The organism is Serratia sp. NFX21, from assembly GCF_048517035.1.
In the GTDB taxonomy this organism is placed as follows: domain Bacteria; phylum Pseudomonadota; class Gammaproteobacteria; order Enterobacterales; family Enterobacteriaceae; genus Serratia; species Serratia quinivorans.
This window is the reverse complement of the sequence record NZ_CP183196.1, coordinates 4,069,457-4,081,131: the sequence shown is the minus strand read 5'-3', so window position 1 is coordinate 4,081,131 and position 11,675 is coordinate 4,069,457. Positions and strand designations below refer to the sequence as shown.

Sequence of the window (11,675 nt, the reverse complement as noted above, 5' to 3'; positions counted from 1 at the left end):
GACACCCGGTAAAAGAGAGAACCTATGGACATCATCAAGTTTGTAATTGATTTTATTTTGCATATTGACGTGCATCTGGCCGAACTGGTGGCGCAATACGGTATGTGGGTGTACGCCATTTTGTTCCTGATCCTGTTTTGCGAAACCGGGCTGGTGGTGACGCCGTTCCTGCCGGGTGATTCTCTGTTGTTTGTTGCCGGTGCGCTGGCGGCCTTGCCGACCAACGATCTGAATGTACATACCATGGTTGCGTTGATGATAGGCGCGGCGATACTGGGTGACGCGGTGAACTACACCATTGGCCGGCTGTTCGGGGAAAAGCTGTTCAGTAACCCGAATTCGAAAATTTTCCGCCGCAGCTACCTGGATAAAACCCACCAGTTTTATGAAAAACACGGCGGGAAAACGATTATTCTGGCGCGATTTGTGCCGATCGTGCGTACTTTTGCGCCGTTCGTCGCCGGTATGGGGCATATGTCCTATCGCCATTTTGCAGCCTACAACGTGATTGGTGCACTGGTTTGGGTGCTGCTCTTCACTTATGCTGGCTACCTCTTCGGCGATCTGCCGATCGTGCAGGAAAACCTGAAACTGTTGATCGTGGCTATCATCATTGTTTCAATTCTGCCGGGCATCATTGAAATTTGGCGCCATAAACGCGCGGCTGCCCGCCAGCAAAAACAGTAAAAACATCGCTTAACCTGTCGGTTCGACCAGTTTTTTATCCACAGTGTCGGGCCGATATGGTTTAATGAGCGACATTTATGGTCTGTTCCTGTTAACAACCTTGAAACCAGTGCCTCGCGCGCGCTAGCCGCGTTTTGCTCAGGCATTTTTCATTAGGGGTGTTTTCGGGGGGATTGTTAAAGCATGAACAGCGGACTGGCATTTGCCAGGTTCAAACAGAAAGGTCATCGATGAGCTGGATTGAACGAATTCTTAACAAGAGCAACATCACCCAAACCCGCAAGGCAAGTATTCCTGAAGGGGTCTGGACTAAATGCGATAGCTGCGGCCAGGTTCTCTACCGCGCCGAGCTGGAGCGTAATCTGGAAGTATGCCCAAAATGCGACCACCACATGCGCATGACTGCGCGTATGCGTCTGCATACTCTGCTGGATGAAGGCAGTGAAGTGGAGCTGGGCAGCGAACTGGAGCCGAAAGACGTTCTGAAGTTCAAGGATTCCAAAAAGTATAAAGACCGCCTGGTTGCCGCACAGAAAGCGACCGGTGAAAAAGACGCGCTGGTAGTAATGAAAGGCACGCTGTACGGTATGCCGATTGTCGCTGCTTCGTTCGAATTCGCCTTTATCGGCGGTTCCATGTCGTCCGTGGTCGGTGCGCGTTTTGTGCGTGCGGTTGAGCAGGCGCTGGAAGACAACTGTCCGCTGGTGTGTTTCTCAGCCAGTGGCGGTGCCCGTATGCAGGAAGCGCTGATGTCGCTGATGCAGATGGCGAAAACCAGTGCCGCACTGGCGAAACTGCAGGAGCGTGGTCTGCCGTACATTTCGGTACTGACCGACCCGACCATGGGTGGCGTTTCCGCCAGTCTGGCGATGCTGGGTGATATCAATATCGCCGAGCCGAAAGCGCTGATCGGCTTTGCCGGCCCACGCGTTATCGAACAGACGGTGCGTGAAAAACTGCCGCCGGGCTTCCAGCGCAGTGAGTTCCTGATTGAAAAAGGCGCGATCGACATGATCGTACGCCGTCCGGAAATGCGTCAGACCCTGGCGAGTATCCTTTCCAAGCTGACCAACCAGCCGCAGCCGCATTTCGATGAGGCCGCGCCGGTGTCCGAGCAGGAAAATCAGGCCGACGCCTGAGATCAATAGGTTCCCCGCGCCGGTAGCCATCGGCGCGGGGTTCAGCCGCCATTTTGTGGCTAAATGACGGCTGATAACGGAGAGCATCGCCTTTACCGCGGTGAGGGTGGTGCCCTGATGGATTAATGAACCCAAGTTCAGTGACGGGACTCATGCAAAACCACCAAATTCCCCAAGCCACGTCGCCATTGAGCTCGTGGCTTTTCTATCTGGAACGTCTGCACAGCCAGGCGATCGAACTCGGCCTGGAACGCGTACAGCGCGTTGCGGCGCATCTTGATTTACTCACTCCTGCACCGACGGTATTTACCGTAGCCGGGACCAATGGCAAAGGCACCACCTGTCGTACCCTGGAAACCATCCTGATGGCGGCCGGTTTGCGCGTTGGCGTCTACAGCTCGCCGCACCTGGTGCGTTATACCGAGCGGGTGCGCATTCAGGGCGATGAACTGAGTGAGGCCGAACACTGCCGCTCGTTCGCCGCCATTGAAGCGGGCCGGGGCGAAACTTCACTGACCTACTTCGAATTTGGCACCCTGTCGGCGCTGCAACTGTTCAAACAGGCTAAGCTTGACGTGGTGATCCTGGAAGTCGGGCTGGGTGGCCGCCTGGATGCGACCAATATCGTCGATCCGAGCGTGGCAGTGGTGACCAGCATTGCGCTGGATCATACCGACTGGCTGGGCAACGATCGCGAAAGCATTGGCCGCGAAAAGGCCGGGATCTTCCGCAGCGGCAAACCGGCGGTGGTGGGGGAACCGGATATGCCGGCCACCATTGGGCAGGTGGCGGAAACGCTGGGTGCCCAACTGTATCGCCGCGGCGATGCCTGGAGCTTCAGTGAACAGGGCGAACGCTGGCAGTGGCAAGGCGGCGGTACCTTGCTGACCGATTTGCCGATGCCCAACGTACCGTTAGCCAATGCGGCGACGGCACTGGCGGCGCTGCATTTTTCTGCGTTGGAAATTGATGAGCGGGCGATCTTCACCGGCTTGCAGCAGGCGACATTGCCTGGACGTTTCCAGATTGTGCGACGCGATCCGATGCTGATCCTCGACGTGGCGCATAATCCCCACGCGGCAGGTTACCTGGCCGGGCGTCTGGCGACCTTACCGCGCAATGGCGGCAAGGTGCGAGCGGTGGTGGGGATGTTGTCGGATAAAGACATCGCCGGCACCCTGGCCTGTTTGAGTGAGCAGGTCGATGAGTGGTATTGCGCGCCGCTGGACGGACCGCGCGGGGCCAGCGTCGAACTGTTGGCGCAATATTTGACGGAACCGCGGCAGTTTGCCGATGTCGAAACTGCCTGGCGTCAGGCTATGCAGGACGCAGATATTCAGGATATTGTGATCGTCTGTGGATCGTTCCACACCGTTGCACAGGTTATGGCGGCGTTAGACGAGCGGGGAGTGTGAGTGGCAAGTAAATTTCAAAACCGATTGGTCGGTACCGTGATTTTGGTCGCGCTGGGGGTGATTATCCTGCCAGGGCTGCTGGACGGTAAAAAGAAACATTATGAAGACGAATTCGCCGCCATTCCGTTGGTGCCGAAGGCCGGTGATGTGGAAGAAAACGACGTGGTGCCACCGGTAAGCCAACCGCTACCGGCACAGCCGCCGGAAGGCGCGGGCGCACTGGTTGAGCAGCAGGCGGCCAATGAGGCAGCAGCGCAGCAGGCAGTTCGCCAACCGACGCAGCAGCCGACGCTGGTGACCCCGCCGGTCGAATCCCGTCCACAACCGACGCCGCAGCCGCAGGTGAAGCCTAAACCGGTAGAAACCAAGCCGGTGGAAGTGAAACCAAAACCGGTACCGCAACCGAAACCGGTGGAGACGAAGCCGGTGGTGAAACCTGAGCCAACGCCAGTACCCAAGCCTGAGCCTGCACCCGTGCAGAAACCGGCGGAAGAGAAAGCGCCGGCAGGGCAGGCTTATGTGGTGCAGCTCGGTGCGCTGAAGAACGCTGCCAAGGTGAACGAGGTGGTGGCATCGCTCAGGCTGTCCGGTTACCGCGCCTTTACCGTGCCATCAACGCCGGTACAGGGCCAGATCACCCGGATCTACGTCGGCCCGGATGCCTCAAAACAGAAGCTGCAGTCTTCTCTGTCCGCGTTGAACTCGATCAGTGGTTTGAGCGGTCAGGTGAAGCCATACGGCGTACGTTAAGTTTATGGGGCGCAGCATGCTGTGCCCCATAATCGAGTCATGCCGATATAATCATTAAAAATAATGTGCCTTTCGTAGCTGAAATGGCCTATATAGGCGCGGCGATTGGGAATTTTTTTATCGCCGCTTTTTATTTGTAACGGGGCAGGAAAACCCCTACGCAAACGTTTACGTTTTCTGTTAGAATTCGCCGCGAAATGGATGCAGGGGCGATTCATCATTGGAATAGTTCATGGTCTGGATTGATTACGTCATTATAGCGGTGATTGGATTTTCGGCTCTGGTGAGCCTGATCCGAGGGTTTGTTCGCGAAGCATTGTCACTTGTGACATGGGGATGTGCGTTTTTTGTTGCCAGCCATTTCTACTCTTACCTTGCGGTCTACTTCACTCGTTTTGAAGATGAACTGGTGCGAAACGGCATCGCGATTGCCATCTTGTTTATCGCGACCCTGATCGTAGGCGCTATTGTTAACTATGTGATTAGCTCACTGGTAGAGAAAACCGGGTTATCAGGCACCGACCGGGTGCTGGGCGTCTGTTTTGGCGCACTGCGCGGCGTGTTGATCGTTTCGGCGATACTGTTTTTCCTGGATACCTTTACCGGCTTCTCACAAAGTACCGACTGGAAACAGTCGCAGCTGATCCCCCAGTTCAGTTACATCATCAGGTGGTTCTTTGACTACCTGCAGAGCACGTCGAGTTTCTTGCCGACCCATTTACCGGGGCGGTAGCGCTGATGAGGAAAAGACAACATGTGCGGTATTGTCGGTATCGCCGGTTTTATGCCGGTAAACCAGTCGATTTATGATGCGTTGATGGTGCTTCAGCACCGTGGCCAGGATGCCGCAGGCATCGTCACCATAGATGCCCACAATGGGTTCCGTCTGCGTAAGGCCAACGGTCTGGTGAAGGATGTGTTTGAGGCACGCCATATGCAGCGCTTGCAGGGCAACATGGGTATTGGCCATGTGCGCTACCCAACGGCTGGCAGCTCCAGTGCCTCAGAGGCTCAACCCTTTTATGTAAACTCGCCGTTCGGCTTGACGCTGGCACACAACGGCAACCTGACCAACGCCCATGAGCTGCGCCAAAAGCTGTTTGAAAGCGGCCGCCGCCATATCAACACCACCTCCGATTCCGAGATCCTGCTGAACGTACTGGCCAGTGAGCTGGATCGTTTCCAACATTATCCGCTGGAATCCGACAACATTTTCACCGCCGTTGCCGCCATGCATCAGCAACTGCGTGGCGCTTACGCCTGCGTAGCGATGATCATCGGTCACGGTCTGCTGGCATTCCGTGACCCTAACGGTATCCGCCCGTTGGTGATCGGCAAGCGTCAGCTTGAAGATGGCCGCAATGAATATATGGTGGCTTCCGAGAGCGTCGCACTGGACACGCTGGGCTTCGAATTCCTGCGCGACGTAGCGCCGGGCGAAGCGGTGTATATCACCGAGAAGGGCCAACTGTTCACTCGTCAGTGTGCAGAGAACCCGAAAACCAACCCGTGCCTGTTCGAATACGTCTATTTCGCTCGCCCCGACTCCTTTATGGACAAGATTTCGGTCTACAGCGCACGCGTGCGCATGGGGCAGAAGTTGGGTGAGAAGATTGCCCGCGAGTGGGAAGATTTGGACATCGACGTGGTGATCCCAATCCCGGAAACGTCCTGTGATATCGCGTTGGAAATCGCGCGCATCCTGGATAAGCCATACCGTCAGGGCTTTGTGAAGAACCGCTATGTTGGCCGTACCTTTATTATGCCGGGCCAACAGGCGCGCCGTAAGTCGGTACGTCGTAAGTTGAACGCCAACCGTGCCGAGTTCCGCGACAAGAATGTGCTGTTGGTGGATGATTCCATCGTGCGCGGCACCACTTCAGAGCAGATCGTTGAGATGGCGCGTGACGCCGGGGCGAAACGAGTTTACCTGGCTTCCGCTGCGCCGGAAATTCGCTTCCCTAACGTCTACGGCATCGATATGCCGAGTGCCAACGAACTGATCGCCCACGGCCGTGAAGTGGACGAAATCCGCCAGATCATCGGTGCCGATGGTTTGATCTTCCAGGACCTGGACGATCTGATTGAAGCGGTACGCGAAGAGAACCCGGACATCACCCAGTTCGAATGCTCGGTATTCAACGGTATCTACGTCACCAAAGACGTCGACCAGAGCTACCTCGAGTATCTGGAATCGCTGCGCAATGACGACGCCAAAGAAATACGTGGTCAGACCGAAGCCGAAAATCTGGAAATGCACAACGAAGGTTAAGTTTCATTCTTGACCAAAACAGTGCACCGCGGCGTTCGCTGCGGTGCATTATTCCTCCCTGACTTGCTTATGTAGCCCCATTGCGGCAAAGTCTGCCTGATCCTATTTTTCCTTGGCAGAGGCCAGCTTTATGAAACGACTCATCATCGGTATTTCCGGCGCCAGCGGCGCAATCTATGGCGTGCGCCTGCTACAGGTATTGCGCGACGTCGCAGAGGTGGAAACCCATTTGGTGATGAGTAATGCGGCGCGACAGACGCTGTCGCTGGAAACCGATCTCAGCCTGCGTGAAGTGCAGGCGCTGGCCGATGTGGTGCATGACTCGCGCGATATTGGTGCCAGCATTTCTTCCGGCTCGTTCAAAACGGCCGGTATGGTGATTTTTCCCTGTTCAATCAAAACCTTATCCGGTATTGCCAATAGCTACAGTGACGGCCTGCTGACGCGTGCCGCCGACGTGGTGCTGAAAGAACGCCGCCGGCTGGTGCTGTGCGTACGCGAAACCCCGTTGCATATCGGCCATCTGCGTCTGATGACCCAGGCGGCGGAAATGGGCGCGGTGATTATGCCGCCGGTACCGGCGTTTTATCATCGTCCTGCCAGCGTAGAAGACATCATCGATCAAACGGTAAACCGGGTGGTCGATCAGTTTGACATTGAATTACCGCAAGATTTATTTGCCCGCTGGCAAGGTGCCAATTAACAAATTTCTCCCCAATTTAGCACATTTGTGCAACACCGCACTGAATTAGGGCGGCGCATGCACCATAATGATCCCACTTCATCACGCTCACTGTTTCAAGGCTCTGGTATTTATCCACTGCCCGTGGCGCGGCCAACACTGGCCGATTTAATTTTGCGGTTATCGTCCCAGGAAACAGTTTTGTGAAGGCCGGAGCCGTTCCCTCCGCCTACAGCAACAAATGTGGCACGATTACTGCAAATTGATTTGGTGGAAAAGTAATGCCCGCAGTGGCATCAAAAAATCAATTTGAGGGTGATTTATGAAAAAGCTGGTTAAGGTTCTTCCTTTAGTCTTGGCTTTAAGCGCGGCAAGCAGCGCATTTGCCGCAGTACCATCAACGCTGAAGATCGGCACCGATCCGACCTATGCACCCTTTGAATCCAAAAATGCCAAGGGCGAGTTGGTCGGTTTTGATATCGATCTGGCCAAAGAGCTGTGCAAACGCATAAATACTAAATGTACCTTTGTGGAAAGCGATTTTGACGCGCTGATCCCGTCCCTGAAGGCGAAGAAAATTGACGCCATCATCTCTTCTCTGTCGATCACCGAAAAACGCCAGCAGGAAATTGCCTTCACCGACAAGCTGTATGCCGCTAACGCCCGCCTGATCGCGCCGAAAGGTTCCAAGCTGCTGCCTACCGTAGACGCGTTGAAAGGCAAGAGCGTCGGCGTGCTGCAGGGGACTACCCAGGAAGCCTATGCCAATGCCATGTGGCAGCCTAAGGGCATCACCGTCGTGCCTTATCAGAACCAGGATCTGGTGTATGCCGACCTGGCATCCGGCCGTATCGATGCGGCTTTCCAGGACGAAGTGGCAGGCAGCGATGGCTTCCTGAAACAGCCTCCAGGCAAGGATTATGCTTTTGCCGGTGAATCGGTGAAGGATGATAAATTCTTCGGCGTGGGGACCGGCATGGGCCTGCGCAAGACCGATACCGAGCTGAAGGCGGCGCTGGATAAAGCCTTTGCCGAAATGCGCAAAGACGGCACTTACGACAAGTATGCGAAGAAATATTTCGACTTTGACGTCTACGGCGGTTAATGCCGCTTACCGTTCCATGTTGTGACTACGGGGCTGGCCCGCCGGCCCCGATGGTTCGGGATCCAATGACGACAGGGTGAAGTAAATGCTGCAAGGCTATTCCCAATTGATATTAGAGGGGGCTCTGGTGACGCTGGAGCTGGCCCTCAGTTCCGTACTGCTGGCGCTGGTCATCGGTTTGATCGGTGCCGGCGGCAAGCTTTCCCAAAATCGCCTGCTTTCTACCGTGTTTGGCGCTTATACCACGCTGATCCGTGGCGTACCCGATCTGGTGCTGATGCTGCTGATTTTCTACGGCCTGCAAATTGCGCTCAACAACCTCACCGAACTGCTTGGCTTCGCGCAAATCGATATTGATCCGCTCAGCGCGGGCATTATCACCCTCGGGTTTATCTACGGCGCTTATTTCACCGAAACCTTTCGCGGTGCCTATATGGCGGTGTCGAAGGGGCAGATTGAAGCGGCAACGGCCTACGGCTTCACCGGTTCACAAATTTTCCGCCGCATTCTGTTCCCTGCGATGATGCGTTTTGCCCTGCCGGGCATTGGCAACAACTGGCAGGTGATCCTGAAGGCTACGGCGCTGGTGTCTATTCTGGGCCTCAATGACGTGGTGAAAGCCACTCAGTTGGCCGGTAAAGGCACCTATCAGCCGTTCTTCTTTGCGATCGTGGCCGGTGTGGTTTATCTGGTTTTCACTACCGTTTCCAATGGTGTGCTGCTGTGGCTTGAACGGCGTTATTCCCTGGGCGTCCGGAGGGCTGAGCTATGATCGAGATTTTACAACAGTACTGGCAATCGCTGCTGTGGAGCGACGGTTACCGTTTCACCGGGGTCGCCGTTACCCTGTGGCTGCTGATTTCCTCGGTAGTGATGGGCGGTTTGCTGGCGATCCCGATGGCGGTGGCACGCGTTTCCTCCATCACCTGGGTGCGTTTCCCGGTTTGGCTCTACACCTATATATTCCGTGGTACGCCGCTGTACGTGCAGCTGCTGGTGTTTTACTCCGGTATGTACAGCCTGGAAATCGTGCGTGGGACGGACTTCCTCAACGCTTTCTTCCGCAGCGGGCTAAATTGCACCATTTTGGCGCTAACGCTGAACACCTGTGCCTACACCACCGAGATCTTCGCCGGGGCGATACGCTCGGTGTCGCACGGTGAAATCGAAGCGGCCAATGCTTACGGTTTCTCACGCTTCAAAATGTACCGCTGTATCATTTTGCCTTCGGCACTGCGCACCGCGCTGCCGGCCTACAGCAATGAAGTGATCCTGATGCTGCACTCGACCGCGCTGGCGTTCACCGCCACCGTGCCGGACCTGCTGAAGATAGCGCGAGATATCAATGCGGCGACCTACCAGCCGTTCTATGCCTTTGGCATTGCAGCGGTGCTATATCTGATCATCTCTTACGGATTAATCAGCCTGTTCCGCAAGGCGGAAAAGCGCTGGATGGCACACGTTAATCACTGATAATGACGGGAACCTACTATGTCTGAGAATAAATTAGCCGTCACCGAACTGCATAAACGCTATGGCGAACACGAAGTGCTGAAAGGCGTCTCGCTGGCGGCCAACGCAGGGGATGTGATTAGCATCATCGGGTCTTCCGGCTCCGGTAAAAGTACCTTTTTGCGCTGCATTAACTTCCTGGAGAAGCCAAGTGAAGGCGCCATTAGCCTGAACAATGAAGATATTCGCATGGTGCGCGACAAGGACGGCCAGCTTAAGGTCTTCGATAAGAAACAGCTGCAGTTGCTGCGTACTCGCCTGACCATGGTGTTCCAGCATTTTAACCTGTGGAGCCACATGACGGTGCTGGAGAACGTGATGGAGGCGCCGGTGCAGGTTCTGGGGCTGAGCAAGACCGAGGCGCGTGAGCGCGCGATACGTTACCTGGACAAGGTGGGGATCGACGAGCGTGCCCGTGGCAAATACCCGGTGCACCTGTCTGGCGGCCAGCAACAGCGCGTGTCTATCGCACGGGCGTTGGCGATGGAGCCGGAGGTGTTACTGTTTGACGAACCGACCTCGGCACTGGATCCGGAACTGGTGGGCGAAGTGCTGCGCATCATGCAGAAGCTGGCGGAAGAGGGCAAAACCATGGTGGTGGTGACGCACGAAATGGAGTTTGCACGCCATGTTTCCAGCCACGTGATCTTCCTGCACAAAGGGCTGATCGAAGAGCAAGGGCCACCGGCTGAGCTGTTCGGCAATCCGAAAAGTCCTCGCTTGCAGCAGTTTCTTTCCGGCGCGTTAAAATAACGGGCTTTTGGGGCCAGATCTTTCTGGCCCCGATCGGATCCTCAGCGGGCTGCGCCCCGCTGATTAATCACATCATCCAACGCCTGTTCCAACTCCAAAAAGCGGAAGCTGAAACCGGCTTCTTCCAGCCTTTTCGGTACCGCTCGCTGTCCACCCAGCACCAATACCGCCGCTTCCCCCATCAATAAACGCATGGCAAAGGCCGGCACGCGTAAAAACGCAGGTCGGTCGAGCACGTTGGCGAGCTGAGCGGCAAACTGTTCGTTGTGAACCGGGTAAGGGGCCACCATATTAAATGGCCCTTGCAGGGTTTGGTGATCCAGTAAATAAACGATGCCATCAACCATGTCTTCCAGGTGGATCCACGGCAGATATTGGCGGCCGTCACCTATCGGCCCACCCAGCCCAAGGCGGAATGGCGGTAACATTTTAGCCAACGCGCCGCCTTTGGCCGCCAGCACCACGCCGGTACGCAGCAGGCAGACGCGAGTGGCGTCGCTTTGCGCTTGCAGAGCCAGAGACTCCCAGCGTTGGCACAGTTGATGGGTGAATTCGTCATGCGGGGCTTCGTCTTCGGTGACTACCGCCTGGCCCTGATCGCCATAATAGCCGGTTGCGGAACCGGAAATCAGCACGCCGGGCGGGGTGCTGCCGGCATTAATCAGTTTGACCAACTGTTCGGTCAGATCCCAGCGGCTGTGGCACAGGCGTTCTTTCTGCGCTTTGCTCCAGCGCTTGTCGGCGATAGGCTCACCGGCCAGGTTGATTACGGCGTCAAAACCGTCCAGCGAGGGCTTGTCCTGCAGCGTTGACCAATAGCTGACCTGCTCGCCAAAGCGCTCACGTGCGCGTTGCACGTTGCGGCTCAGCACCGTAATTTGATGAGAAAGGCCCAGCAGCCGTTGCGTCAGGCTGCTCCCTATCAATCCTGTGGCGCCGGTTATCAGGACTCGCATGGTCGATTCTCCCTGAAACGGTGGTTTTCAGGCCCGGCGATAGCTCATGGTCATCGAAACCGAGTCGGCGTAGCGCAGGGCCAATAGTTTATCTATCTCCACTTCAGCATAGGTTACCCAGGCGTGTTGTTTCACGATATCGAGCACATCCTGAGTTAATTTTTCCAGCAGGGCGAAGCGGTTATCTTCCACGTGACGAATGATGGCCTTGGTGATGGTGCGGTAGTTGAGCGCGTCGTCGATGTTTTCACTGTCGCGCGCCTTATCCGCCGGGTAGTGGATCACCACGTTAATCAGGATGTCCTGACGGTTGTTGATTTCTTCTTCCTTGATACCGATGAATGTACGCAACCGCAGATTTTTTATACGAATAATGGCGTCGGGTTGACTGAATGACATCAGAG

Annotated in this window: 13 protein-coding genes; 11 read left to right on the top strand and 2 right to left on the bottom strand. The window is 55.7% G+C overall.

What is annotated here, in order from left to right:
• Positions 1–24 precede the first annotated feature (24 nt).
• The 11 genes from ACNT1W_RS19085 (at position 25) to hisP (ending at position 10,315) form a co-directional block, all read left to right on the top strand.
• Positions 25–687 carry a DedA family protein gene (locus ACNT1W_RS19085; RefSeq protein ID WP_012146047.1) on the top strand — a complete coding sequence of 221 codons (663 nt, stop codon included), beginning with the start codon at positions 25–27 and terminating at the stop codon, positions 685–687.
• 230 nt (positions 688–917) lie between these two features.
• Positions 918–1,826: an acetyl-CoA carboxylase, carboxyltransferase subunit beta gene (gene accD / locus ACNT1W_RS19080; protein ID WP_012146046.1), complete on the top strand. Its 909-nt coding sequence runs from the start codon at positions 918–920 to the stop codon at positions 1,824–1,826.
• Positions 1,827–1,978: 152 nt separating this feature from the next.
• Complete coding sequence (folC, locus tag ACNT1W_RS19075) at positions 1,979–3,241, top strand: bifunctional tetrahydrofolate synthase/dihydrofolate synthase (RefSeq protein ID WP_012146045.1); 1,263 nt, start codon at positions 1,979–1,981, stop codon at positions 3,239–3,241.
• Positions 3,242–3,991 (top strand): cell division protein DedD, encoded by a 750-nt coding sequence (gene dedD / locus ACNT1W_RS19070; protein WP_115184156.1) that lies wholly within the window; start codon positions 3,242–3,244, stop codon positions 3,989–3,991.
• Between the two features lie 232 nt (positions 3,992–4,223).
• A complete protein-coding gene (gene cvpA, locus ACNT1W_RS19065) occupies positions 4,224–4,724 on the top strand; it encodes a colicin V production protein (RefSeq protein ID WP_012146043.1) in 501 nt (166 codons plus the stop codon).
• Between the two features lie 21 nt (positions 4,725–4,745).
• Positions 4,746–6,263: an amidophosphoribosyltransferase gene (gene purF, locus ACNT1W_RS19060; RefSeq protein WP_012146042.1), complete on the top strand. Its 1,518-nt coding sequence runs from the start codon at positions 4,746–4,748 to the stop codon at positions 6,261–6,263.
• 130 nt (positions 6,264–6,393) lie between these two features.
• On the top strand, positions 6,394–6,966 hold the full coding sequence (locus ACNT1W_RS19055) for a UbiX family flavin prenyltransferase (protein WP_419246011.1): 573 nt from the start codon (positions 6,394–6,396) through the stop codon (positions 6,964–6,966).
• Between the two features lie 301 nt (positions 6,967–7,267).
• Positions 7,268–8,050 carry a histidine ABC transporter substrate-binding protein HisJ gene (hisJ, locus tag ACNT1W_RS19050; protein WP_012146040.1) on the top strand — a complete coding sequence of 261 codons (783 nt, stop codon included), beginning with the start codon at positions 7,268–7,270 and terminating at the stop codon, positions 8,048–8,050.
• An 85-nt stretch (positions 8,051–8,135) separates the two neighbouring features.
• Positions 8,136–8,822, top strand: a complete 687-nt coding sequence (gene hisQ, locus ACNT1W_RS19045) for a histidine ABC transporter permease HisQ (RefSeq protein WP_012146039.1) — start codon at positions 8,136–8,138, stop codon at positions 8,820–8,822.
• Positions 8,819–9,523, top strand: coding sequence for an ABC transporter permease (locus tag ACNT1W_RS19040; protein ID WP_012146038.1), 705 nt, complete (start codon positions 8,819–8,821; stop codon positions 9,521–9,523). The genes hisQ and ACNT1W_RS19040 overlap by 4 nt, the downstream gene beginning before the upstream one ends.
• Before the next feature lie 18 nt (positions 9,524–9,541).
• Positions 9,542–10,315 (top strand): histidine ABC transporter ATP-binding protein HisP, encoded by a 774-nt coding sequence (hisP, locus tag ACNT1W_RS19035; protein ID WP_012146037.1) that lies wholly within the window; start codon positions 9,542–9,544, stop codon positions 10,313–10,315.
• 41 nt (positions 10,316–10,356) lie between these two features.
• Here hisP and ACNT1W_RS19030 read toward each other — a convergent pair whose 3' ends face one another.
• Together ACNT1W_RS19030 and folX are read right to left on the bottom strand one after the other, a co-directional pair.
• Positions 10,357–11,271: a TIGR01777 family oxidoreductase gene (locus tag ACNT1W_RS19030; RefSeq protein ID WP_259190957.1), complete on the bottom strand. Its 915-nt coding sequence runs from the start codon at positions 11,269–11,271 to the stop codon at positions 10,357–10,359.
• Between the two features lie 27 nt (positions 11,272–11,298).
• Positions 11,299–11,670, bottom strand: coding sequence for a dihydroneopterin triphosphate 2'-epimerase (gene folX / locus ACNT1W_RS19025; RefSeq protein ID WP_012146035.1), 372 nt, complete (start codon positions 11,668–11,670; stop codon positions 11,299–11,301).
• Between the last annotated feature and the right edge of the window lie 5 nt (positions 11,671–11,675).